The sequence below is a fragment of the Nonomuraea sp. AD125B genome (assembly GCF_041402765.1).
GTDB classification, from domain to species: domain Bacteria; phylum Actinomycetota; class Actinomycetes; order Streptosporangiales; family Streptosporangiaceae; genus Nonomuraea; species Nonomuraea bangladeshensis.
Genome location: NZ_JBGLOU010000007.1, coordinates 417,949 through 440,428, shown reverse-complemented (window position 1 = coordinate 440,428; position 22,480 = coordinate 417,949). Strand labels below are relative to the sequence as shown.

Below are 22,480 nucleotides of genomic sequence, written 5' to 3'. Positions count from 1 at the left end.
GTAAGGCTGGGAGGCATGAGCGATGCGATTCACCCGTTCCGGGTCGACATTCCGCAGGCCGACCTCGACGAGCTCGCCGCCCGCCTGGCGAGCACCCGGTGGCCCGGCGAGCTGCCCGGCGTCGGCTGGTCGTACGGCGTGGCCCAGGGCCACCTCGAAGAGCTGGTGCGCTACTGGCGCACCGAGTACGACTGGCGCCGCCACGAGGCCCGGCTCAACTCCTTCCCCCAGTTCACCACCACGATCGACAACCAGAACATCCACTTCCTGCACGTACGCTCCCCCGAGCCGGACGCGATCCCGCTGATCATCACGCACGGCTGGCCCAGCACCGTGTACGAGTTCCTCGACCTCATCGGCCCGCTGACCGACCCGCGCGCGCACAATGCGGACCAGGCTCCCGCCTTCCACGTCGTCATCCCGTCGGTGCCCGGTTTCGCGTTCTCCGGCCCGACCAGGGAGACCGGCTGGGGCGTGAACCGGGTCGCGCGGGCGTGGGCGGAGCTGATGCGCCGCCTCGGCTACGAGCGCTACGGCGCCCAGGGCGGCGACTTCGGCAGCATGGTCTCGCCCGAGCTCGGCCGGCACGCCCCGGACAAGGTCATCGGGGTGCACGTGAACGCGCTGGCCAACGCCTCGACGCCGACCGACCCCGACGACCTGGACCGGCTGTCGGAGGCCGAGCGGGAGCTCGCCCAGGAGCAGGAGGCGTGGTGGTACACCCACTCCGGCTACGCCACCCAGATGTCGACCAGGCCGCAGACGCTGGCGTACGCGCTCAACGACTCCCCCGCCGGGCAGCTCGCCTGGAACCTGGAGTGGTACGTGGACTGGGACCCGGCGAACAAGGTGCAGGCCCCGGTGGACCGCGACGTCCTGCTCACGGACCTGACGATCTTCTGGCTGACGCAGACCACGGGCTCGGCGGCCCGGCTCTACTACGAGGGCGGCGACGAGGGTTGGGGCAAGCGCCCGGCCCCGTCAGGGGTGCCGACGGGAGTGGCCAACTTCCCCGGCGACAAGGCGCTGCGGGGTCTGGCCGAGCTGTCGCACTCGATCGTGCACTGGTCCACGCCGCCGCGCGGCGGCCACTTCGCCTCGGTGCAGGCCCCCGACCTGCTGGTCGAGGACATCCGTACGTTCTTCGCGCTGGTGAACAGCCGGCGCTAGGTCAGGCGTCCACGAGGCGCGTGTAGAAGGCCAGGGCGAGGTCGAAGCCGTCACGGCAGTTGCGGTGGGAGCGGTAGCAGGGGCGCCAGGCCGTGCTGGCGCCCACCCCGGCCCGCGCGTCGGCCAGCGCCCCGGGCACCCGCTCGGGGCGCGGCAGCAGGCCGTTGCCGAGATAACGCACGCCCGCCAGCTCGGTGTGGGAGCCGCGGCCGCCGGCCACGAAGGCGCCGAGACGCCAGCCGCTCTCCTCGTCCCACACCAGCGCGTTGCCGTCGGCCAGCCTGAGCGTGGCGTCACGCGGATCGCAGGGGCCCTCCCACCAGTCCGCCACCTCGGCTCCGAGCTGATCGACGACCTGGCGCACGTAACTGACCGGCTGCTCCAGCCACTCGTCGCTGTACGGCTCGACATGCCTGATGGCCACGGACGGCACCCCCTTGTGCCCAAACGGTAAGGAAAAAGGAACGGTTACCAACCCTACCCGTGCCCAACTTATTCCGTTGCACGGCCGTCTAGTCATTCCGGACGATATTTACGGCGTACACGGGGAAGGAGGCGAGCCCATGATTGCCATGATTCTTCTCATCGTCATGATGGCCGTGACGGTAGCGGCCATGGAGCTCATCACGCGTTGTCCGGTCAGCGGCAAAGAGAGTGTCGAGTCACCCGCCGAGATCGCCGGCGACTAGTCTCTCCGGCATGTCCACCCTGCTTCTCTGGCTCCACGTCGGGTTCGCGATCTTCACCGTCGGCCCGGTGACCGCCGCGACGATGGCCGCGCCCCGCCTCATCCGCACCAAGAACGTGCCCGCGCTGCAGAACATCCAGCGCCTGACGCGGGTCTACAGCATCGGCACGCTCGGCGTGTTCGTGTTCGGGCTGGTGCTCGGCATCGTGATGGGCGGAGGTGTGCTCGGCAAGTGGTACATGACGGCCTCGATGACGCTGTTCATCGTGGCGGCGGTGCTGCTGGTGCTGATCGACCGTGACCTCCGCGCCGCCGTGCACGCTCTCTCGAGCGAGAACCCCGCCGACGACGCGAAGGTGCAGAACGGACGGATCGCCGCGATCAGCGGAATCGTGTCCGTGATCTGGCTGGTGATCCTCTTCCTGATGATCGTCCCCACCTGACGGGACGCGCCGCTCAGCCGGCGAGCGCCTGCGTGAGGTCGGCGAGCAGGTCGTCGATCGTCTCGATGCCGACCGACAGCCGCACCAGGTCGGCGGGCACCTCCAGCGGCGAGCCGGCCGCCGACGCGTGCGTCATCCGCCCCGGGTGCTCGATCAGCGACTCGACGCCGCCGAGCGACTCCCCCAGCGTGAACAGCTTGGCCCGGTCGCACACCGCCACGGCCTCCGCCTCGCCCCCGGCCACCCGGAACGACACCATGCCGCCGAAGCGCCGCATCTGCTTGGCCGCGACCTCGTGCCCCGGGTGATCGGGGAGCCCCGGGTAGAGGACCTCGGTCACGCGCGGGTGCGCGAGCAGCAGGTCGACCACGCGCTCGGCGTTGTCGCAGTGGCGGTCCATGCGTACGCCGAGGGTCTTGAGCCCGCGCAGCGTCAGCCAGGCGTCGAACGGCCCGGCCACCCCGCCCATGGCGTTCTGGTGGTAGGCGAGCTCCTCGCCGAGCCCGGCGTTGGCGGCGATCAGCGCGCCGCCGACCACGTCGGAGTGGCCGCCGACGTATTTGGTGGTGGAGTGCACGACGACGTCGGCGCCGAGGGCGAGCGGCTGCTGCAGGTAGGGCGAGGCGAAGGTGTTGTCCACCACCAGCAGCGCCCCGTTGTCGTGGGCGAGCCGCGCGAGCGCGGCGATGTCGGCGACGCCGAGCAGCGGGTTGGTCGGCGTCTCGACCCAGACGACCCGCGTCTTCTGCGTCATGGCGGCGGCCACCGCGTCGAGGTCGTGCAGCGGGACCGGGTCGTAGTGGAGGTCCCAGCGCTCGTGGACCTTCGCGAAGAGCCGGTAGGTGCCGCCGTAGGCGTCGTTGGGGATGATCACGTGGTCCTGCGGCCTGCAGACCGTACGCAGGAGGGTGTCCTCCGCGGCCAGCCCCGACGCGAACGCGAGCCCGCGCGCGCCGCCCTCCACAGCCGCCAGCGCCTCCTCCAGCGCGGTGCGGGTGGGGTTGGCCGAGCGGCTGTACTCGTATCCGGAACGCAGGCCGCCCACGCCGTCCTGCTTGTAGGTGGACGTGGCATATATCGGCGGCACGACCGCGCCGGTCAGCGGGTCGGGCTCCTGACCTGCGTGGATGGCCAGGGTCTCAAAACCGTTGCTCATACGCCAACGGTAACGGACGTTCGGACAGCTCCAGGATGGCCGGCGGGACAGCGCCCCCGGAGGTCAGGCGGCGTCGTCGGGCTCCCCCTCAAGCCGGGAGATCAGCAAGGGATCGGCCAGCGCGAGCAGCAGCGCGACGACCAGCCCGACCCCCAGCAACCCGAACCCGATGGCAATCATGTCCGTCTCCTTTCGACCTCTCCAGCATCCGCTCAGGCCCCGCCCCTCCGCCTCCGCTGAAGGGCCGGTCCATGCCCCCGCGCTCGGCCGAACGGTTGATACGAGAGGTCCGACCTGAGACCTAGGCTCGAAGCGTGGGTGAGACGAAACGCCTCCTGTACTGGGTGCGGCGGCTGAGCGAGTTCGCGATGCTCGGCTGGCTCGGCCTGATGCTCCTGTTCGACCTGGCGATCGCCGCCTCCGTCGGGGGGCTGCAGTGGCTGGTGCCGGCGTGCGGGGTGGCGGGCATCGTGGCCGTGGCGCTGCGGCGGCGGCACCGCGCCGACGGCTTCGCCGTCATGCTGGGCCTGTCGTTCGCCGCGTCCATGGCGATCGGAGGCACGAGCCTCGCCGGCGTGCCCGGCATGACGGAGACCGGGGCGCTGCTCATCCTGGTCATCGGCGTGCTGCGGCACGTCGAGCCGGTACGCCTGGCGGCCACCCTCGCCTGCGCCGGGCTGATCGTGCTCATGGCCGAGGCCGTGGGCCGCGACTACCACGGGGCGGGGCTCGCGTTCTCGTTCCTGCTGTTCGCCAGTTGGTCGATGGCCGCCGGAGCGGGCGGCTACCTGCGTTTCCAGCAGGAACGGCGGGCGGAGGCCGTCCACTCCGTGCGCCGGGCCGAGCGCCTGGAGCTGGCCAGGGAGCTGCACGACCTGGTCGCCCACCACATCACCGGGATCGTGGTCCAGGCGCAGGCCGCCCGTACGGTCGCCGAGGCCAGCCCGCAGGCGGTGCTGCCCGCGCTGGACGCGATCGCCACGGCCGGGTCGGACGCGCTGACCTCGATGCGGCGCATGGTGACGGTGCTGCGCGCCGAGGAGGAGGCGGGCCGCAGGCCCGGCACGACCCTGGCCGACCTGCGGATGCTGACCGACCGGTTCTCGGCGGACGGCCCGAAGGTGGCCTTCGAGATCGGCCCCGGCCTGGACGACCGTACGCTGCAGCCCGAGGTCATGACGACCCTGCACCGGGTGCTCCAGGAGTCGCTGACCAACGTGCGCAAGCACGCCGCGCGGGCCGCCTGGGTGGAGGCGGACCTGCGCCGTCACGAGCGGTCCGTGGTGCTGCGGGTGCGCAACTTCGGCTCGGCGTCGGACCCGCGGGTGTCCCGTCTGGGCGGCGGCTTCGGCCTGGTCGGGATGGCCGAACGGGTGGAGGCCCTGGGCGGCCGGCTCTACGCGGGCCCGTCGAGGGAGGGCGCCTGGGAGGTCGTCGCCGAGTTCCCCCTGACCTGACCGGTCCCCCTCCCTGGGCCGCCCGGTGGCGGGCCCAGGGCGGGGACGGGCTCAGTGGTTGGCGAGGAAGGCGAGCAGGTCCTGCCGCGTGATCAGCCCGGACGGCTTGCCGTCCTCGAGCACGACCGCCGCATCCGCCTTCTCCAGCGCTTCCACCGCACGCGCCACAGGTTCACCACTGCCGATCGTGGGTAGCGGCGCGGACATATGATCAGCAATCGGGTCTTCGGAGGAGAGCCTGCCGTGGTAGAGGGCTTCGAGGAGGTCGCGCTCCACGATGGAGCCGACGACCTCGGCCGCCATGACCGGCGGCTCCTCCTTCATCACCGGGAGCTGGGACACGCTGTACTCGCGCATGATCGAGATGGCCGTGCCGACCGTCTCGTGCGGGTGGGCGTGCACGAACTCCGGCAGGCCCGGCCCCTTGCGCGCCAGCACGTCGGCGACCAGGCCCTCGTCGGAGCTGGTCGTGAGGAAGCCGTAGTCGGCCATCCAGTCGTCGTTGAAGATCTTCGACAGGTAGCCGCGGCCGCCGTCGGGCAGCAGCACCACGACGGTGTCGCCCTCGTTCGCCCGCGCCGCCACCTGGAGCGCCGCGACGACGGCCATGCCGCACGAGCCGCCGACCAGCAGCCCCTCCTCGCGGGCGAGGCGGCGGGTCATGGTGAAGGAGTCCTTGTCGGAGACCGCGATGATCTCGTCGCAGATCGTGGTGTCGTACGTGCTCGGCCAGATGTCCTCGCCGACGCCCTCGACCAGGTAGGGCCGCCCGCTGCCGCCGGAGTAGACCGAGCCCTCGGGGTCGGCCCCGACGACGCGCACCCGGCCGCCGGAGACCTCCTTGAGGTAGCGGCCGGTGCCGCTGATCGTGCCGCCGGTGCCGATGCCGGCGACGAAGTGGGTGATGCCGCCCTCGGTGTCGGCCCAGATCTCGGGCCCCGTGGAGTGGAAGTGGGACTCCGGGTTGTCGGGGTTGGAGTACTGGTCGGGCTTCCAGGCGTTGGGCACCTCGCGGGCCAGCCGGTCGGAGACCGAGTAGTAGGAGTCGGGGTGGTCGGGCGAGACGGCGGTCGGGCAGACCACGACCTCGGCGCCGTAGGCCCGCAGCACCGCGATCTTGTCCTGGGCGACCTTGTCCGGCACCACGAACAGGCACCGGTAGCCCTTCTGCTGGGCCACGATGGCGAGCCCCACCCCGGTGTTGCCGGAGGTCGGCTCGACGATGACGCCGCCGGGGCGCAGCGCGCCCGACTTCTCCGCGGCCTCGATCATGCGGACCGCGATGCGGTCCTTCACGGATCCGCCCGGGTTGAAGTATTCGACCTTGGCGAGCACCTGGGCCGGCAGGCCGGCGCTCACTTTGTGCAGCCGGACGAGCGGGGTGTTCCCCATGAGGTCGACCAGGGAATCGTAAACGCGCACCGAGGTGTTCACCTTCTTTACCAAAGCTTGATCAGCTATCCGAAGGCCGAGACCCGGTCGGGGTGGCAGGCCCTCGGCTAGTTTCCTAGCAAACGCTACCGCCGAGTTCGACCAGGGAGGGACGTACGTGGTCTGGGCAGCTGGCATGGCGCGCGCCGCACGCAGGATCGCCACCGCGGCGGCGCTCGGAGGAGGCGGGCTGACGGCACTGGGAGCCACCGCGTACGGGCTGCTGGTCGCCGAGGGACTGCTGGCGCGCAAGGCCATCGGCCGCCCGCACGGCATGGACGGACCCCCTTCCGACGGCACGTACGGCATGTTCCCCGGCAGGGCGATCAAGCTGGCGATGCTGGGCGACTCCACGTCGGTGGGCCTCGGCATGACCGACCCGGCCGAGACGCCCGGCGTGCTGCTCGCCAACGGCCTGGCCGCGGTGTCCGAGCGCCCGGTGCGGCTGCTCGTGGCCGGCCGGTCGGGCGCGTCCTCGGCGGAGCTGGGCGAGCAGGTGGACCGGGCGCTGGCCATGGAGCCGGACGTGGCGGTGATCTTCGTGGGCGCCAACGACATCATCACCCAGACGCCGCCCGCGATCGCCGTGCGCCACCTGACCAAGTCGGTGCGCAGGCTGCGGGACGCGGGCGTCGAGGTGATCGTCGGCACCTGCCCCGACCTCGGCACGGTGCGTCCCATCGCCCAGCCGCTGCGATGGGTGACCCGGCGGTGGAGCCGGCAGCTCGCCGCGGCCCAGACGGTGGCGGTGGTGGACGCGGGCGGCCGTACGGTGGCCTTCGCCGACACGCTCGGCCCGGAGTTCGCGACAAATCCGTCAGAGATGTTCGGACCCGATCGTTTCCATCCATCTGCCCGAGGTTACGCGCAGGCCGCTTACGCGGTGCTACCGTCAGTGTGCGCTGCGTTGGGGTTGTGGCCTGAGCCGCGCCCCGAACGCGGCGAAGAACTGCAACCGATCTACCTCGCGGCGGCCACGGCCGCGGAGGAGCCCGGCACCGAGGTCACCGCGACCCGGGTCGACGGGCGGGCGACGGGGCTGCACGGCAAGTGGGCCGCGTTGTTCCGCCGACGGCTCGGCGAGCAGCTCAACGACGCCTGACATCCCCGGTTCAGGCCCGGCGAGCGGCTCGGCGCGGCCGGGGCCCGCCCCCGTCCCGGCGTGGCGGGCCCTCGACCGCGCCCCGCACCGGTCACCTTCCGCGGCCGAGCCGTCACTCGTCGTCCCCTTGGAAGGTATCGCCCGTGCTCCGGCCCCTCTGGAAGCCGTCCGTCGCCCTAGCCGCAACCCTCGCCGTCGCCGGGTGCGCCGGCAGCGACGCGGCCACCACCCCCGCCTTCCCCACCTGGCACAACACGCAGGTCAACGTCGTCAGCCGGCTGGCCGAGGCGGCCGGGGTGGTGACCACGACCTCGATGAAGCCCGACGGCTCTTTGGAGACGGTGGCCGTCCGGCTGCGCGACGGCCGGCGGCTGTGGGCCTACCCGGCCACGATGGCCGGCCGGCTGCCCGGCATGGGCGTCTCCGCTCCCGCGATCGTCGAGACCGGCGGCGGCGAGGGCGTGGTCGTGGCGCTCGACCCAGCGCGCAAGGGCCGGTGGAAGGCCACGCTGGTGGCCCGCGACGCGCACTCCGGCGTGCAGAAGTGGACCCGGCCGGTCCACTCCACGTTCGGGCCGCAGCGCTGCGGGCCCTACGTCTGCCTGTCGGAGCACACCGCGCTGGCCAAGGCCCGCACGGTGGTGCTCGACCCGGCCAGCGGCAAACCGGTGTGGAAGCTGCCAGGCATCTCCGAGGTCGAGTGGTCCGACCAGGCGCGGGTGCTGCTGCTGCGGCTGTCGGACGATCCGATGGTGGAGTCGTACGAGCTCAAGACCGGCAAGCTGCAGTGGCAGCAGCCGATCGAGCAGGCGCTCGGGCCGGGCGTCGACCTGTCGGGCGGCTGGGCGTTCGGCGCGGCGGGCGACGACCTGGTCGGCTACGTCGCCCCCTACACCGACCCGACCACGAGGCGGCTGTCCACGTTCGGCCTGTTCTCCCTGCGCAGGGCCGACGGCACGATCAACTGGATCCGGCCGTCGGTCGTACGCGTCTACCCCAGCGGCAACCCCGGCTACGCCCCCGTGGTGCGGCCGGTGGACCGCCAGGGCGCCTACGGCGGATTCGCCCGGCTCGACTCGCTGTCGGGGCGGGTGATGGGGCAGGTCGGCGCGGCCGACGTGCCCGGCTCCGGCTGGTGGCTGGCCTTCCCCGAGCGCATGGACAAACTGGGCTTCCTGTCCCACGGCGCCAAGGGCTCGGTCTACGACCTGGCCTCGGGCCGGCCGGCGCCGGTGGAGGAGGAGCGGAGCTGGTCCTTCTGCGTCACCGACCCCAAGCCGCTGCCGCTGAAGGACCAGCCGCCCGGCTTCTACTCGACGGCGGCCCTCTGCGAGTACGACCTCGCCACCGGCGAGCGGGTCACCACGGCGGGCCCGCCCCCGGCGTGGTTCACCGGCAGCCTGGCGGGCTGGCGGCTGTGGCGCGACGAGAAGGGCGCCCTGCACGCGGTGAACGACCACACCGAGAGCGCGCCGGGCATGTACGGGTAATTCCTTCCGGGGGGCGGCGAGGCGCGCGAGAAGAACTGGAATATAGTTCTACTATTAGCCGCCGACAGAGGAGGGGCCATGCCCGAGGCAGTCATCGTCGCAACCGCGCGTTCGCCCATCGGACGAGCCTTCAAGGGGTCGCTCAAGGACATCAGGCCCGACGACCTGACCGTGCAGATGATCCAGGCGGCCCTGGCCAAGGTGCCCCAGCTCGATCCGCACACGATCGACGACATCATGCTGGGGTGCGGCCTGCCCGGCGGCGAGCAGGGCTTCAACATGGCCCGGGTGGTGGCGGTGCTGCTCGGGCTCGACGACGTGCCCGGCACCACCGTGACCCGCTACTGCTCCTCCTCGCTCCAGACCACCCGGATGGCCTTCCACGCCATCAAGGCGGGCGAGGGCGACGTGTTCGTCTCCGCGGGCGTGGAGACCGTCTCGCGCTTCACCAAGGGCAACTCCGACTCGCTGCCCGACACGCACAACCCGCTCTTCCTGGACGCCCTCGCGCGCACCAAGTCGTACACCGAGGGCGGCAAGACCTGGCACGACCCGCGCGAGGACGGCGACGTCCCCGACGTCTACATCGCGATGGGCCAGACCGCCGAGAACGTCGCCCAGCTGCGCGGCGTCAGCCGCCAGGAGCAGGACGAGTTCGGCGTGCGCTCCCAGAACCTCGCCGAGAAGGCGCTGGCCGACGGCTTCTGGGCCAAGGACATCACGCCCGTCACGCTGCCCGACGGCACCGTGGTGAGCGCCGACGACGGGCCGCGGCCGGGCACCACGTACGAGAAGGTCGCCGGCCTCCAGCCGGTCTTCCGCCCGGACGGCACGGTCACGGCCGGCAACTGCTGCCCGCTCAACGACGGCGCCGCCGCCGTGGTGATCATGAGTGACGTCAAGGCGGCCGAGCTGGGCATCACGCCGCTGGCCCGGATCATCTCCACCGGCGTCTCCGGCCTGTCGCCGGAGATCATGGGCCTCGGCCCCGTGGACGCTTCCCGGCAGGCGCTGGCGCGGGCCGGGATGGCCATCGAGGACGTCGACCTGGTCGAGATCAACGAGGCGTTCGCGGCCCAGGTCATCCCGTCCTACCAGGAGCTGGGCATCGAGCTCGACCGGCTCAACGTCAACGGCGGCGCCATCGCGGTGGGCCACCCGTTCGGCATGACCGGCGCCCGGATCACCTCCACGCTCATCAACGGCCTCCAGCACCACGACAAGACCATCGGCCTGGAGACGATGTGCGTGGGCGGCGGCCAGGGCATGGCCATGCTCCTGGAGCGCCTGAGCTGACCCGCGCGCTCCGGCGCCCGGCCCGCGGGCCGGGCGCCGGACCGCTTCAGCCGGGCCGCTTCAGCCGGGCCGCTTCAGCCGGACCGGTCGGGGCCGGCGGAGACCGGCGTGATGCGCAGCAGGACGCGCCGCTCGCGGACCATCGCGGCGCGGTAGTCGTCCCAGTCGGGGTGCTCGCCCGAGATGTCGCGGTAGTACGTGATCAGCGGCTCCATGGCCTCGGGCAGCGAGAGGACCTCGGCGGTGCCGTCGACCTGGATCCATTGGCCGTAGAAGGCGCTGGTGAAGACGCACAGCGACACGTGGGGGTCGCGCCGCACGTTGCGGGTCTTGAACGCCGTCTCGCGCGTGCTGACGACGATGTGCGGCCCCTGCACGCCGACCGTCACCGGGGACATCTGCGGGCGCCCATCGCGATGTCGGGTGAGCAGGACGGCGTTGTGGTTGTCGCGGAGGAAGGCCACTGCCTTGTCGAGGTCCATGACCTCATGGTGACGCATGACGACGCGCCCGCGCTTACGGCACGGGCGCGGGTCGGTGACGGGCTTAGATGAAGCCCATCCGGTTACGGCGGTGCCGCTCGTGCTCGTGAACGATGGCGGCGGCGTAGCCGTGGGTCAGCCCGTGCTCGTCGGCGAGCCAGTTGGCCCGCTCGGCGCACCTGAGGAATGACGGGCCGTTGTCGATGGCTTGGAACCACTCGGGGAGTTCGCGTCCCGTTATCATGGGGACCCTTGCGATCAGCTTCGTCTGCGTCTCCGGTGAGTGGTTCAACGACATGGGCACCTCCGCGGATTAAGGTCCTTTGCTTGACACTGCAACACCATCCACCGAAAGGCAAGCCCCTGGCTGCCTGGAATCCGTGACGGCACGTAGATTTTCGGTCGCACAAAGAGAGGGCCCCGCGTGAACGCGGAGCCCTCGGAGGTGACGACGATGTCTACGCTCAGTCACCGTCGCTGAAATAGCTGACGAAGCGCAGAACCTCCAGGTAGATCCAGACGAGGCTCAGCGTCAGGCCGAACGCGCACTGCCAGGCGAACTTCTCCGGCGCGCCCTGGCGGACGCCCTGCTCGACCGAGTCGAAGTCGAGCAGCAGGAAGAAGCAGCCGATCAGGATCATGACGATGCTGAACACCCAGCCGATGGGGCTGTCGGTGCGCAGTCCGAGGCCGTCGCCGCCGTTGAAGATGCCGACCAGCAGGTTGACCAGCACGAGGCCCAGGGCCGCCATGGCCGCCGCGACCGTGAACTTCACCAGCTTGGGCGTCACCCGCACGATCCGCAGCGCGTAGACGGTCAGCACGGCGCCGAAGGCGAAGGCCGTGCCGAGCACCGCTTGCAGCACGATGCCGCTGATGGCGCCCTCGAAGAGCTGGCTGATCTTGCCGAGGAAGATGCCCTCGAAGAAGGCGTAACCCAGGATGAGCGCCGGGTTGGTGCTCTGGGTGAACGAGGCGATCAGGCCCAGGACCAGCGCCACGACCGCGCCGACGATCGCGAACATGGGCGGCACGTCGAGCACCCAGGCCGCCGCGGCGGCGAGGACCAGCGTGCCGAGGGTCAGGAAGCCGCGCACGACCACGTCGTCGAGGGTCATGGTGCGGAACGCGGGCCGGCTCGGGGGTGCGTACGACGGGGAGTCGTACATGTTCTGCAGCATGTCAGGAGACGGGGCCGGGCCTGACCATGCTCCCGCCTGACGGCGGGTCTTGCTGAAAACGGGGTTCTTGCTCTCCATCGCTGCCTCCTGTGTCGCCGAGCCTACGGGGCCTGGCGGCACCTTGGTCAACTCGCGCTCAGATCGGGTTCGTGGGGGACTTCGGCAGCGAGGACAACGAACGTGGCCGTCGCGGAGTTCCCAAGGTCATCCACCGTGTCGAAAAACGTATTTCCAATGGTAGAAGCAGGTGCCCCCGGCGGGATTCGAACCCGCACGTCAACCCTTTTAAGGGGTTTGCCTCTGCCATTGGGCTACGGGGGCGCCGCAATCATACGAAACGGACCATGCTTCCGAGGAGCACAACTTCGCATCAAGAGTCACAACTGTGAAGTTCGATGTGAAGTGATAGGGCTCCCGACACTCTGCCCAAGAAGAGTAGACCGTCCAGATGGTCCGGTTGGTGGTGAATGCAGCGGGCTGCGAAGGTATCGGCTTCGATGTGACGGCCTCCCCGGTGTCTGGCAATTGCACATGTACGCGCCCATGATCCCAAGGGGAGGCCCCGCCGAGGCGCGGATCGGCCAGAACGCACTCTCCGGCGTACGGACGGCCCGGGGGTGCCGTCCGGTGCCTAAGGCGATCGAACGGCCGCTGAGGCCGATCTGAGGGGCCGCGAGCCCCGTCGTGGCCGGCAGGCAGGCCGTTGCACGGGAGCCGGGATCGGGGCCGGGATAGGGATCGGGGCCGGGATAGACGTCGGGGGCCGGGCCCGTCACGGCAGGTCCGGTTCCACGGGGCGGAAGGTTATCTCGGCGTCGAGGCCGGCCCCGACGGCCGCGAGCCTGCGCATGAGGGCCGCCACGTCCACCTCCTTCGGCAGCTCGACGTCGGCGATGAGCACGTAGAGCCGCCCGGTGAGCCGCGTGCTCATGCCGGTGATGTTGCCGCCGTCGGCGGCGAGCACGGCGCTGACGGCCGAGACGATCCCGGTCCGGTCGGGGCCGTGGACGGTGAGGACGTAGCCGAGGCCGTCGCCCTCCTCGCAGAAGTGCCTGCGGGCCTCGATGGCGGAGGCGGTCACCACGAGGTCGGAGGTCCGCAGCCGCTTGAGCACCTCGTCGCAGTCGAGGTCGCCGGAGACCAGGAGCATCATGGCCACGTGCCCGCCGAGCAGCGTCATGGTCGAGTCCTGGATGTTCGCCCCGCAGTCGGCGAGCGAACCGGTGACGGCGGCGATCACGCCGGGCCTGTCCACGCCGAGCACGGTCACCGCTGAAAGCCCCACCGGTGCTACCCCTTCCGCTTGCGCCAGGGGTGCCGAAAGCGCCCCGGCCGTCGCGGCCGGGGCGCTTGCCGTACCCGGGCTAGCGGCGCATCGTCGCGACGGCCGCCCTGAAGCCCTCGCGCGGGTGCTCCATCTCACCGAGGGAGATCGTCTCGCGCTTGAAGAACAGGGCCAGGGTCCAGTCGACGACGACGCGGACCTTGCGGTTCAGCGTAGGCACCCGCGACAGATGGTAGGTGCGGTGCATGAACCATGCAGGGAATCCGCGAAGCTTGACGCCATAGACATTGGCGACACCCTGGTGCAGGCCGAGACCGGCAACCGATCCGACATACTTGTGGCGGTATTCCTGCAATTCCTGGCCGCGCAGGTGACGGACGATGTTGTCGGCCAGCACCTTGGCCTGGCGCACCGCGTGCTGGGCGTTGGGCGCGCAGTACTGCCCGGGGTTGGTGACGTCGGGCACGCCCGCCGCGTCGCCGGCCGCGAAGGCGCCCGGGCTCGCGTGCACGGTCAGCAGCGCCGTGGTCTTGATCCGGCCGCGCTCGTCGAGCGGCAGGTCGCTGTCGTTGACGACCGGGCTGGGCTTGACGCCCGCCGTCCACACCAGGGTCTCGGCGTCGAACTCCTCGCCGTCGGAGAGCACCACGTGCCCGCCCTCGCAGGACTCCAGCCGGGTCTCCAGCCTGACGTCGATGCCGCGCTCGCGGAGCTGCTCCAGCGTCCACTTGCCCATCTCGGGGCCCACCTCGGGCAGCACCCTGCTGGTCGCCTCGACGAGCACCCAGCGGATGTCGGAGGGCTTGATGTTGCGGTAGTAGCGCACGGAGTCCTTGGCCATGTCCTCCAGCTCGGCCAGCGCCTCCACGCCCGCGAAGCCCGCGCCGACCACCACGAACGTCAGCGCCCTGCGCCGCACCTCGGGGTCCTCGGTCGACTCGGCCACGTCCAGCAGGTGCAGCACGCGGTTGCGCAGCGCGATGGCCTCGCCGACGGTCTTGAAGCCGATGCCGATGTCGGTCAGGCCGGGGATGGGCAGCGTGCGGGAGATGGACCCGGCCGCCATGACGAGCACGTCGTAGGCGATCTGGCGCGGCTCGCCCTCGGCCGGCTGGAAGGTCACCACGCGGTCGCCGTGCTTGACGGTGGTGACGGTGCCGTTCAGGATGCGCACCTTCGGCAGGACCCGCCGCAGCGGCGCCACCAGGTGCCGGGGGGAGAGGTTGCCGGCCGCCGCCTCCGGGAGGAACGGCTGGTACGTCATGTAGGACTGGGGATCGATGATCGTGATGCGCGCCTCGCCGCCGCGCAGCTCGCGAGAGAGCTTGCGCTGCAGCCGGAGCGCCGTGTAGAGGCCGACGTATCCACCGCCGACGATGAGAATGTGCTTGTTCATCCTGAGGCCCCATCCCTCGTCATGCTTGTGAAAGCATTCACAAGGCTATGTCAGGAGGAGCAGCAGAAGCCAATCCCGGCATGATGGGATGCGTCACAGTGCCATTGACCTGGCCCTTTCGAAGATCGAGTCCAGCATCTGGGCGGTGACGCGGCCGGTGAAGGTGTTCTGCTGGCTCGGGTGGTAGCAGCCGAGCAGGGTGACCGGCGCGTCACCGTGCCGGACCTCCACCTTGGCCCCGTGCCCGAACGGCGGGCGGCTGCGCGGCAGCTCGTACCCCGCCTCCTTGAGCGCCGGCCACATGGCCTGCCAGGCGTAGCCGCCGAGCGCCACCACCACCCGCACGTACGGCGCGACCAGCTCCAGCTCCCGCGCCATCCACGGGTAGCAGGCGGCCTTCTCCTCGACCGTGGGCTTGTTCGCGGGAGGCGCGCAGCGGACGGGGGCCACCACCCGCGTGCCGATGAGCCGCTGGCCGTCGCCCGCGTACGTGCTGGTCTCCCGCTCCGCCAGCCCCGCTCGGTACAGCGAGGCGAACAGCCAGTCGCCGCTGCGGTCGCCGGTGAAGATCCGGCCGGTGCGGTTGCCGCCGTGCGCGGCCGGGGCCAGCCCGACCAGCAGGATGCGCGGCCGCTCCGCGCCCCAGCCGGGGACGGGACGGCCCCAGTACGTCTCGTCCGCGAACGCGCGCCGCTTCACCGTGGCCACTTCCTCCCGCCACTCCACGAGGCGCGGGCAGGCCCGGCAGACCGACTGCCTCGCGGTGAGCTCCGCGAGGTCGTCGCTGCCTGCGGCGAGGCGGCGCACGTCGGCGGGGTCGTGGGCGACGGGGGTGTCAGCGGTGGCGGGATCGCCCGGCCAGCCGGTGCCCGGTGGTACGAAGCTCATGACACCGATGGTGCCCGATCATTTCGTGCGGTCCGGACTCGTGGTGGCCGGACTCGGTGTGGGGCAGGCGGTCGGCGTGGGCGAGGGCTCCGGGTCGAAGCTCTGCTTCTTGAGCGGCAGCGGGTAGCGGTTGAGCACCGGCTCCCCGCACGAGCGGTCGACGGTGTAGCCCCGGCTCCCCGGGTCGGTGATGACGGGGTTGCCGTCCTGGTCGTAGAGGTAGACGTCGGTGAGCGGGGTGCCGTCCTTGGCGTACGGCCGGATGTTCGCCACGCCGATGGAGCTCGACGAGCCACCCACCATGAGCATGTTGACGCGCGTGGCGGCGTGGGCGACGGGCGCGGGATCGGCGTCGAGCGGCTTGACCGCGGTCAGGCCGGCGAGCAGGGCGAGCGCGGCGAGCGCGTTGAGCCCCGCGGCGAACAGGGCGGCCGGGCGGCCACCGCGCCGCCGGCCGAACCACACCGACGCCACCACCAGGGCCGCCACCACGGCCCAGTCGGCCGGGTTCTCGGGGACGGCGCGGCCGTGGCCGTAGAGCGAGACCAGCAGCATGGCCAGCAGGTAGCCGCGCAGCACCCACCAGCCGGGCCGCAGCTCGGGCAGGAAGGCCGCGAAACCCCGGTAGGGCCCGTGGCGCAGCAGGGCCGCGTGCGCCCGGGTCGCCCAGGCGCGCGGGCGGAACCCGCGGGCGCGGCGGCCCTGCGCGCGGCCACCGTAGGCGGCCATGAGCTCCTCGGCGTAGGCGGCCGGCGGGCCCAGCCGGTCCTCCAGCGGCAGGTCCGGCGACTCTGCCGCGATCTCGGCCAGATGGTCGTCCAGGTCCTCCAGCAGTTCCTCGCGGTCGGGGTGGTCGCCCACGACCTCGCGTACGGCCCGGGCGTACTGGGCGGGGGTCATCCTCGTCCCTCCTTCAGCAGGGATGCCATGGTGGCCACGAACGAGTCCCAGGTCCTGGCCTGGGCGGCGTACATGCTTCTGCCGGTCTCGTTGAGCCCGTAGTACTTGCGGTGCGGCCCCTCGTCGGAGGCCATCACGTAGGAGGTCAGGGCGCCCGCCTTGAACAGGCGGCGCAGGGTGCCGTACACGGAGGCGTCGCCGACCTCCACGAGGCCCGCCTCCCTGAGCCTGCGCACGACGTCGTAGCCGTAGCCGTCGCGCTCGGCGAGCACGGCCAGGACGGCCAGGTCGAGCACGCCCTTGAGGAGCTGGCTGCTGTCCACGCCATGCACACTACTGTGCAATGCGCGGTAGTGGCAAACGAGAAACCGGGTGGCGCACAAGGCGGCCACCCGGTTCTTCGAACCAGATCGAACCCGTCGCTCAGGCGGCGGAGGACGGAGCCGGAGCGTCCGTCGCGGGCGCCTGCGTGGCGGGCGCCTGCGTCGTCACGACCTTGCAGGCCGCGTACGACTGGAAGCTCGACTCGGTGTTGTTCGGGCCGCTCACCGTCAGGCTGACCCTGCCGCCCTTGGTGGCCTCACCGACCAGCGCGCTCTCGGGCAGCGTCACGGTCTTCGAGTCGGAGCCGCGGAAGAACGACTCGCCCGAGGACACGGAGACACCGTTCACCCGCCAGGTCCAGGAGACCTTGGCCGAGCCGGTGGTGCTCACGGTGGCGTGCGCGCCCACCTTGCAACCGTCGTGGTTGGTGGCGGTCACCAGACCGGACACCGCGACCTTGGTCACGGGAGCGGGGGCCGGGTCCTTGCACCACACCGAGTACGAGGCCCGGTTGGAGTAGGCGCGGTCCGGGCCGAGGATCTGCAGCTGAGCCCAGCCACGGTGGCTCTCGCGCGGCGAGAAGCCGAAGCCGACCTTGGTGGCGTGGCGGACCTTCACCTTGCCGTAGTCGACGGCGTCACCGTTGAGCACCCAGCGGTACTTGACCCAGGTCGGCCGGTCGGCCTTGATCAGGCCGGTGAAGCCGATCTTGTTGCCGGGGCTGCAGACGCCGACGTAGGAGTCGGGGTTCGCCCAGGCGCTCGCCGACACCGAAGCGTGGCCGGGGAGGTGGATGTCGACCTTCGGCTCCCTCTCCTGCTCCGCCTCGGCGCAGGATACGGAGAAGTAGCCCTTCTTGGTGACGAACTTCTTCGGGGAGAGGACCTGGACGGCCTCCCAGCCCTTCACGTCCTCCTTGAAGGTGATCGACTGCCGGACGGTCACCGACTTGGTGCCCTTGCCCTTGAGCTTGATCACGTTGACCTTGCCCTTGGACCCGTCACCGTGCAGCCAGCGGTAGGCCAGCTCGGTCTTGCCCTTGAGCGAAACCTTGATCTTCGCCGAGAAGTTGACCTTGACGGGACAGTCGCCCTCGAACTTGCCCGGCTTGGCCTTGGGCGTGGTCGCCGAGACCTTGACACCGGTCTTGCCGGCCGTGGCCGCCTGCGCGGGCCCGGCGACGAGCCCGGCGGTCAGGGTGGCGAGCACCGCGGCCGAGGCGCCGAACGCAGCCGCCCTGCGAGCGGTTAACCCAGAGAACTTCATGGTGAGAGTGCTCCATTCCGTATGAGGGAAAAGGACGCAGCTCGGGAACGGTCGCCACGCCGACACTTTCCGTGCACGGCAATATGGCAAAGCCCCCGTAATGCTCCTTCACCTAAGCACGAATATGATGGCACACTCAACACGGACGAAGATCCGTAATGTCCGTATTTGGCGACATTTATCGGGCGAGCGACCAGGCAATACCGTCCAGGATGTCGTGTTCACTGACAATGACCTGCGAAAACGCAAAACGGCGGACGATGCGGTCCAAAATGAGCGCGCCCGCCCCGATGACGTCGACCCGGCCCGGATGCATCACCGGAAGCGCGGCCCGCTCACCATGCGTCATCTCCAGCAGCCGCCGCGTCACCTCGTGCACCTGCTCGGCCGACAGACGCGCGTGATGGATGCGCTCCGGCTCGTACGCGGGCAGGGCGAGCGCGATGCCCGCGACCGTCGTCACGGAGCCGGCCAGGCCCACGAGCGTGTGGGCACGGCGTACCGGCACCTCCGCCTCCACCCGGTCCAGCGCCGCCTCGATGTCGGCCACCACGGCCTCCAGCGCCCGCGCGGACGGCGGGTCGCCGGCGTCCTTCAGGTGCCGCTCGGTCAGCCGCACGCAGCCGATGTCCACCGACAGCGCCGCCTCGGCGTGCTGCTCGCCCACCACGAACTCGGTGGACCCGCCGCCGATGTCCACCACCAGGTAAGGGGGCAGCGGGCCCTCGGGCACCTCGGTCTCGGGCGACAGCCGCACCAGGCCCCTCGTCGCCCCGGTGAACGACAGCTCGGCCTCCTCGGCCCCCGACACGACCTCGGGCTCGACGCCGAAGATCTCGCGCACCCCGGCCACGAAGTCCTCGCGGTTGCCGGCGTCCCTGGTCGCGCTCGTCGCCACGACGCGGGTCGCGCCCGCGTCGTGCCGCTCGATCAGCTCCTGGTAGCCGCGCATGGCCTTGAACGTGCGCTCCAGGGCGTCGGGCGCCAGCCGGCCGGTCCGGTCGACGCCCTGCCCGAGGCGGACGATCTCCATCCGCCGCTCGACGTCGTCGATCTGGTCGTCGCCGACGTCCGCGATGAGCAGACGTACGGAGTTGGTGCCGCAGTCGACGGCGGCTACACGCATGGTCCGTCACTCCACCACTCGGGGAGTGCGTCCAGCGCCTCCCTGCCGATCGGGTTGACACCGGGCGCCGCCAACTCGTGCGCGACGAGCGCGTGCAGGCACTTGACCCGCTTCGGCATGCCTCCGGTGCTCTGCATGTCGCGCGGGAGCGGCTCCAGGCCCTCCTCCTCGGCCGCCGCGTCCCGCCTGGCCACGTACGCGTCGTGCGCGGCCTGGTAGGCGGCGGCCAGCTCCGGGTCCGTGGCGAGCCGCGCCTGCATCTCGCGCATCAGGCCGGAGCCCTCCAGCGTGCCGATGGCCGAGGCCGCCTTCGGGCAGGTCAGGTAGTAGAGGGTCGGGAACGGCGAGCCGTCGGGCAGCCGCGGCGCGGTCTCCACCACGTCGGGATTGCCGCACGGGCAGCGGTGCGCCACCCCGCGCAGCCCTCGGGGCGGCCGGCCGAGCTGCTGCCTGACGACCTCGACGTCTTTACTGTCCAACGCTTTCCTTCTTCGTCGGCCCAGGAGTGGGCTCAGCGGTCACCTTCGTGCTGGGCTTGATGCTCGGCTGCGGAGCCCGGCTGTCCGTGACGGCCCGGCGGCCGGTGCCCGCGTCGGCGGCCTCCACGGACTCCCACAGCGTCTGGTACCACGGCGGCGCCGTCGCCGGCTGCTTGACCGTCGTCCGCCGCTCGTCCTCGCCGGGCTCCATCACGACGAAGCACTTCTCACCCGGCCCGCAGTAGTGCAGCCGCTCCTTGGCCGTCTTCTTGATCCAGTTGGGGTCGTTGGCCTGCTGGTCCCTGGCCAGCAGCGCCTGCTTCTCCGCCTCGACCCTGGCCTTCTCCGCGCGCAGCTCGGAGATGCTGCGGCGCAGGCTGATGTACTCGCGCACAGGGTAGGCGAGGCTCATCGCGATCGCGCACACCACGACGGCCAGGATGGCGGCCCGCCCGGTGAGCTGCGGCCTCTTCGCCACTGCTGCCACACCCCCCTTTCGGAACGACTCGCGGGAGTACCCGCGAGCCGTCACTCGAAACTAGCGCCGGAAACGCGGGAACGCCGAACGACCCGCGTAGCGGGCGGCGTCGTCGAGGAGCTCCTCGATGCGCAGCAGCTGGTTGTACTTGGCGACCCGGTCGGAACGGGCGGGCGCGCCGGTCTTGATCTGACCGCAGTTGACCGCCACCGCGAGGTCGGCGATCGTCGTGTCCTCGGTCTCGCCGGAGCGGTGGCTCATCATGCACCGGTAGCCGCTGCGGTGGGCGAGGTCCACGGCGTCGAGCGTCTCCGACAGCGTGCCGATCTGGTTGACCTTGACCAGCAGGGCGTTGGCCGCGCCCGCGACGATGCCGCGCTCCAGCCGCTCGGGGTTGGTGACGAACAGGTCGTCGCCGACGAGCTGCACCTTGTCGCCGAGCGAGGCGGTGATGGCCTTCCAGCCCTCCCAGTCCTCCTCGTCGAGCGGGTCCTCGATGGACACCAGCGGGTAGTTGGCGACCAGGTCCTCGTAGAAGGCGATGAGCTCCTGCGCCGACAGGCCCTTGCCGTCGATCGTGTAGACGCCGTCCTTGTGGAACTCGGTGGCGGCCACGTCGAGGGCGAGCGCGACGTCCTCGCCCGGCGTGTAGCCGGCCCGCTCGATGGCGACGAGGATCAGGTCGAGCGCGTCGCGGTTGGAGGGCAGGTTGGGGGCGAAGCCGCCCTCGTCGCCCAGGCCGGTGGCGTAGCCCTTCTCCTTGAGCACGCTCTTCAGCGCCTGGTAGACCTCGGTGCCCATCCGCACGGCCTCGCGGAAGGTCTCCGCGCCGATCGGCGCGATCATGAACTCCTGGATGTCCACGTTGGTGTCGGCGTGCGCGCCGCCGTTGAGGATGTTCATCATCGGCACCGGCAGCACGTGTGCGTTGGGGCCGCCCAGGTAGCGGAAGAGCGGCAGCTCGGCGCTGTCGGCGGCGGCCTTGGCCACGGCCAGCGACACGCCGAGGATGGCGTTGGCGCCCAGCTTGGACTTGTTGGGCGTGCCGTCCAGGTCGATCATGATCTGGTCGATGATGCGCTGGTCCTCGGCCTCGATGCCGCCGATCTCCTCGAAGATCTCGTCGGTGACGGCGAGAACGGCCTTCTCCACGCCCTTGCCGCCGTAACGCTTGCCGCCGTCACGCAGCTCGACCGCCTCGAACTGGCCGGTGGACGCCCCGCTCGGCACGGCCGCGCGGCCGGTGCTGCCGTCGTCGAGCACCACCTCGACCTCGACCGTGGGGTTGCCCCGGGAGTCGAGGATCTCGCGAGCGTATACGACCTCGATGGTAGCCACGGGATGCGCTCCTAAATCGGAAGACGATATGCCTTCAGAGCCTATCGGTCCGGCCCGCCGAGACAGGTCGCCGGTCAGGCGCGCGGCGGGTCAGCCGGTCAGGCGCGGCGGATCAGCCGGTCAGGCGCGCGGCGGGTCAGCCGGTCAGGCGCGCGGCGGGTCAGCGGCGTTCCCACGCGTGGACGCGGTCGCGGTAGGCGCGGGCCGCGGCACGCAGCTCCGCCTCGGCGTCGAGCCCGGCCTCCCCGGCCCGGCGGACCAGGTCGAACAGCTCGCGGGCCACGCCCTGGCCGATCCCCGCCGCCAGCGACTCGGGCGCGCCGGACCGCTCGGCCCTGCGGATGAGCTGGGCGGCCAGCGACAGCGCGGGCTGACCCATCGGGACGCCGTCGAGCGCGGACTCGCGTCCCTTCGCCGCCCGCTCGGCCGCCTTGATGGCCTCCCAGTTGTCGTTGACCTGGTCGGCACTCTCGGCCCGCACCGAGCCGAACACGTGCGGGTGGCGGCGTACGAGCTTGTCGACGATGCCGGCCGCCACGTCGTCGATGTCGAAGTCCTCGGCGACCCTGGCGTGGAAGACGACCTGCAACAGCAGGTCGCCCAGCTCCTCGCGGAGCGCCCGGTGGTCGCCCTGCTCGATGGTCTCCAGAACTTCGTACGCCTCTTCGAGCAGGTAGGGCACCAGCGACTCGTGCGTCTGCCCGCGGTCCCACGGGCACTCGGTGCGCAGCCGGTCCATCACCGCGACGAGGTCGAGCACCCGCGCGCCCGGCAGGTCGTACGAGCCGGGCACGACCTCGATGAGCGGCGGGTCGGCCATCGCCACGGCGGCGTGCCCGACCGCCCGCATGAACTCCTCGTCGCCGCTCTCCGAGCCCGACCCGGCCAGCCACACCACGGTCTCGGCGACCGCCCGCGCGGCCAGCGCCCGCGGGTCGGGCTCGACGACCTCGACCTCGACGCCGGCCTCGGCGAGGTAGGGGAGCTGCGGGTGCGCCGCGTTCCCCGTCAGGACGGGACCGGAACGCAGCGCCTCCCACGCCTGGTGGCTGAGCAGCCCCGGGGCGACCCTGGGCGAGGTGGTGACGACGACGAGCGGCACGG

The 22,480-nt window shown here is 71.0% G+C and carries 24 protein-coding genes and 1 tRNA gene; 7 read left to right on the top strand and 18 right to left on the bottom strand.

Annotated elements, in window-relative coordinates:
- The first annotated feature begins 15 nt into the window (after nt 1-15).
- Complete coding sequence (locus ACBR40_RS21425; protein WP_371249874.1) at nt 16-1,170, top strand: epoxide hydrolase family protein; 1,155 nt, start codon at nt 16-18, stop codon at nt 1,168-1,170.
- A gap of 1 nt (nt 1,171) precedes the next feature.
- Here the strand turns inward: ACBR40_RS21425 and ACBR40_RS21420 are convergent, their stop codons facing one another.
- Nucleotides 1,172-1,594 carry a DUF6292 family protein gene (locus ACBR40_RS21420; protein ID WP_344210880.1) on the bottom strand — a complete coding sequence of 141 codons (423 nt, stop codon included), beginning with the start codon at nt 1,592-1,594 and terminating at the stop codon, nt 1,172-1,174.
- A gap of 139 nt (nt 1,595-1,733) precedes the next feature.
- Here ACBR40_RS21420 and ACBR40_RS21415 point away from each other — a divergent pair, with 139 nt between their 5' ends.
- Both ACBR40_RS21415 and ACBR40_RS21410 read left to right on the top strand, forming a co-directional pair.
- Nucleotides 1,734-1,859, top strand: coding sequence for a hypothetical protein (locus ACBR40_RS21415; RefSeq protein ID WP_344210882.1), 126 nt, complete (start codon nt 1,734-1,736; stop codon nt 1,857-1,859).
- A gap of 10 nt (nt 1,860-1,869) precedes the next feature.
- Nucleotides 1,870-2,301, top strand: coding sequence for a hypothetical protein (locus ACBR40_RS21410; protein ID WP_371249873.1), 432 nt, complete (start codon nt 1,870-1,872; stop codon nt 2,299-2,301).
- Between the two features lie 13 nt (nt 2,302-2,314).
- Here ACBR40_RS21410 and ACBR40_RS21405 read toward each other — a convergent pair whose 3' ends face one another.
- On the bottom strand, nt 2,315-3,457 hold the full coding sequence (locus tag ACBR40_RS21405; protein ID WP_344210886.1) for a cystathionine gamma-synthase: 1,143 nt from the start codon (nt 3,455-3,457) through the stop codon (nt 2,315-2,317).
- A gap of 314 nt (nt 3,458-3,771) precedes the next feature.
- Here ACBR40_RS21405 and ACBR40_RS21400 point away from each other — a divergent pair, with 314 nt between their 5' ends.
- The gene (locus tag ACBR40_RS21400; RefSeq protein WP_344210888.1) at nt 3,772-4,914 is read left to right on the top strand and encodes a histidine kinase; all 1,143 of its coding nucleotides are present in this window, start codon (nt 3,772-3,774) and stop codon (nt 4,912-4,914) included.
- A gap of 51 nt (nt 4,915-4,965) precedes the next feature.
- Here ACBR40_RS21400 and ACBR40_RS21395 read toward each other — a convergent pair whose 3' ends face one another.
- Nucleotides 4,966-6,336 (bottom strand): cystathionine beta-synthase, encoded by a 1,371-nt coding sequence (locus ACBR40_RS21395; RefSeq protein WP_344210890.1) that lies wholly within the window; start codon nt 6,334-6,336, stop codon nt 4,966-4,968.
- 127 nt (nt 6,337-6,463) lie between these two features.
- Between ACBR40_RS21395 and ACBR40_RS21390 the strand changes: the two genes are divergently transcribed.
- From ACBR40_RS21390 to ACBR40_RS21380, 3 genes are all read left to right on the top strand, one after another.
- The gene (locus ACBR40_RS21390; RefSeq protein WP_344210892.1) at nt 6,464-7,447 is read left to right on the top strand and encodes an SGNH/GDSL hydrolase family protein; all 984 of its coding nucleotides are present in this window, start codon (nt 6,464-6,466) and stop codon (nt 7,445-7,447) included.
- 143 nt (nt 7,448-7,590) lie between these two features.
- Nucleotides 7,591-8,937, top strand: a complete 1,347-nt coding sequence (locus ACBR40_RS21385; protein WP_371249872.1) for a PQQ-binding-like beta-propeller repeat protein — start codon at nt 7,591-7,593, stop codon at nt 8,935-8,937.
- 78 nt (nt 8,938-9,015) lie between these two features.
- Nucleotides 9,016-10,233 carry an acetyl-CoA C-acetyltransferase gene (locus ACBR40_RS21380; RefSeq protein ID WP_344210896.1) on the top strand — a complete coding sequence of 406 codons (1,218 nt, stop codon included), beginning with the start codon at nt 9,016-9,018 and terminating at the stop codon, nt 10,231-10,233.
- A gap of 74 nt (nt 10,234-10,307) precedes the next feature.
- Here the strand turns inward: ACBR40_RS21380 and ACBR40_RS21375 are convergent, their stop codons facing one another.
- The 15 genes from ACBR40_RS21375 to ACBR40_RS21305 form a co-directional block, all read right to left on the bottom strand.
- Nucleotides 10,308-10,715, bottom strand: coding sequence for a PPOX class F420-dependent oxidoreductase (locus ACBR40_RS21375; RefSeq protein ID WP_344210898.1), 408 nt, complete (start codon nt 10,713-10,715; stop codon nt 10,308-10,310).
- Between the two features lie 64 nt (nt 10,716-10,779).
- Nucleotides 10,780-11,013 (bottom strand): DUF4287 domain-containing protein, encoded by a 234-nt coding sequence (locus tag ACBR40_RS21370; RefSeq protein ID WP_091086767.1) that lies wholly within the window; start codon nt 11,011-11,013, stop codon nt 10,780-10,782.
- A 166-nt stretch (nt 11,014-11,179) separates the two neighbouring features.
- Nucleotides 11,180-11,974, bottom strand: a complete 795-nt coding sequence (locus ACBR40_RS21365) for a Bax inhibitor-1/YccA family protein (protein ID WP_344210901.1) — start codon at nt 11,972-11,974, stop codon at nt 11,180-11,182.
- A gap of 170 nt (nt 11,975-12,144) precedes the next feature.
- Nucleotides 12,145-12,217 (bottom strand) — tRNA-Leu (locus tag ACBR40_RS21360).
- A 451-nt stretch (nt 12,218-12,668) separates the two neighbouring features.
- A complete protein-coding gene (locus ACBR40_RS21355; RefSeq protein ID WP_344210903.1) occupies nt 12,669-13,181 on the bottom strand; it encodes an ACT domain-containing protein in 513 nt (170 codons plus the stop codon).
- A 79-nt stretch (nt 13,182-13,260) separates the two neighbouring features.
- Nucleotides 13,261-14,577, bottom strand: coding sequence for an NAD(P)/FAD-dependent oxidoreductase (locus ACBR40_RS21350; RefSeq protein WP_344210905.1), 1,317 nt, complete (start codon nt 14,575-14,577; stop codon nt 13,261-13,263).
- Between the two features lie 93 nt (nt 14,578-14,670).
- Nucleotides 14,671-15,465, bottom strand: coding sequence for a uracil-DNA glycosylase (locus tag ACBR40_RS21345; RefSeq protein WP_371249871.1), 795 nt, complete (start codon nt 15,463-15,465; stop codon nt 14,671-14,673).
- Nucleotides 15,466-15,483: 18 nt separating this feature from the next.
- Nucleotides 15,484-16,365, bottom strand: coding sequence for a hypothetical protein (locus ACBR40_RS21340; protein ID WP_371249870.1), 882 nt, complete (start codon nt 16,363-16,365; stop codon nt 15,484-15,486).
- Complete coding sequence (locus tag ACBR40_RS21335) at nt 16,362-16,688, bottom strand: PadR family transcriptional regulator (RefSeq protein ID WP_344210910.1); 327 nt, start codon at nt 16,686-16,688, stop codon at nt 16,362-16,364. Before ACBR40_RS21335 ends, ACBR40_RS21340 begins: the two co-directional genes overlap by 4 nt.
- A gap of 100 nt (nt 16,689-16,788) precedes the next feature.
- Nucleotides 16,789-17,955, bottom strand: a complete 1,167-nt coding sequence (locus ACBR40_RS21330) for a hypothetical protein (RefSeq protein ID WP_344210912.1) — start codon at nt 17,953-17,955, stop codon at nt 16,789-16,791.
- A gap of 178 nt (nt 17,956-18,133) precedes the next feature.
- Nucleotides 18,134-19,081, bottom strand: coding sequence for a Ppx/GppA phosphatase family protein (locus ACBR40_RS21325; protein WP_344210914.1), 948 nt, complete (start codon nt 19,079-19,081; stop codon nt 18,134-18,136).
- Nucleotides 19,072-19,560, bottom strand: a complete 489-nt coding sequence (locus ACBR40_RS21320) for a DUF501 domain-containing protein (RefSeq protein WP_344210916.1) — start codon at nt 19,558-19,560, stop codon at nt 19,072-19,074. Before ACBR40_RS21320 ends, ACBR40_RS21325 begins: the two co-directional genes overlap by 10 nt.
- Nucleotides 19,550-20,038, bottom strand: coding sequence for a septum formation initiator family protein (locus ACBR40_RS21315; protein WP_344210918.1), 489 nt, complete (start codon nt 20,036-20,038; stop codon nt 19,550-19,552). The genes ACBR40_RS21320 and ACBR40_RS21315 overlap by 11 nt, the downstream gene beginning before the upstream one ends.
- A 60-nt stretch (nt 20,039-20,098) precedes the next feature.
- Complete coding sequence (gene eno, locus ACBR40_RS21310; protein WP_344210920.1) at nt 20,099-21,376, bottom strand: phosphopyruvate hydratase; 1,278 nt, start codon at nt 21,374-21,376, stop codon at nt 20,099-20,101.
- A gap of 160 nt (nt 21,377-21,536) precedes the next feature.
- Nucleotides 21,537-22,478 (bottom strand): MazG family protein, encoded by a 942-nt coding sequence (locus ACBR40_RS21305; RefSeq protein ID WP_371249869.1) that lies wholly within the window; start codon nt 22,476-22,478, stop codon nt 21,537-21,539.
- Nucleotides 22,479-22,480 lie beyond the last annotated feature (2 nt).

Bases quoted from the DNA above. Each gene is read 5' to 3' on its own strand.
- ACBR40_RS21330 (WP_344210912.1), bottom strand. From the start codon at position 17,955: ATGAAGTTCTCTGGGTTAACCGCTCGCAGGGCGGCTGCGTTCGGCGCC.
- ACBR40_RS21405 (WP_344210886.1), bottom strand. From the start codon at position 3,457: ATGAGCAACGGTTTTGAGACCCTGGCCATCCACGCAGGTCAGGAGCCC.
- ACBR40_RS21345 (WP_371249871.1), bottom strand. From the start codon at position 15,465: ATGAGCTTCGTACCACCGGGCACCGGCTGGCCGGGCGATCCCGCCACC.
- ACBR40_RS21325 (WP_344210914.1), bottom strand. From the start codon at position 19,081: ATGCGTGTAGCCGCCGTCGACTGCGGCACCAACTCCGTACGTCTGCTC.
- ACBR40_RS21380 (WP_344210896.1), top strand. From the start codon at position 9,016: ATGCCCGAGGCAGTCATCGTCGCAACCGCGCGTTCGCCCATCGGACGA.
- ACBR40_RS21340 (WP_371249870.1), bottom strand. From the start codon at position 16,365: ATGACCCCCGCCCAGTACGCCCGGGCCGTACGCGAGGTCGTGGGCGAC.
- ACBR40_RS21365 (WP_344210901.1), bottom strand. From the start codon at position 11,974: ATGGAGAGCAAGAACCCCGTTTTCAGCAAGACCCGCCGTCAGGCGGGA.
- ACBR40_RS21375 (WP_344210898.1), bottom strand. From the start codon at position 10,715: ATGGACCTCGACAAGGCAGTGGCCTTCCTCCGCGACAACCACAACGCC.
- ACBR40_RS21415 (WP_344210882.1), top strand. From the start codon at position 1,734: ATGATTGCCATGATTCTTCTCATCGTCATGATGGCCGTGACGGTAGCG.
- ACBR40_RS21370 (WP_091086767.1), bottom strand. From the start codon at position 11,013: ATGTCGTTGAACCACTCACCGGAGACGCAGACGAAGCTGATCGCAAGG.
- ACBR40_RS21350 (WP_344210905.1), bottom strand. From the start codon at position 14,577: ATGAACAAGCACATTCTCATCGTCGGCGGTGGATACGTCGGCCTCTAC.
- ACBR40_RS21425 (WP_371249874.1), top strand. From the start codon at position 16: ATGAGCGATGCGATTCACCCGTTCCGGGTCGACATTCCGCAGGCCGAC.
- ACBR40_RS21410 (WP_371249873.1), top strand. From the start codon at position 1,870: ATGTCCACCCTGCTTCTCTGGCTCCACGTCGGGTTCGCGATCTTCACC.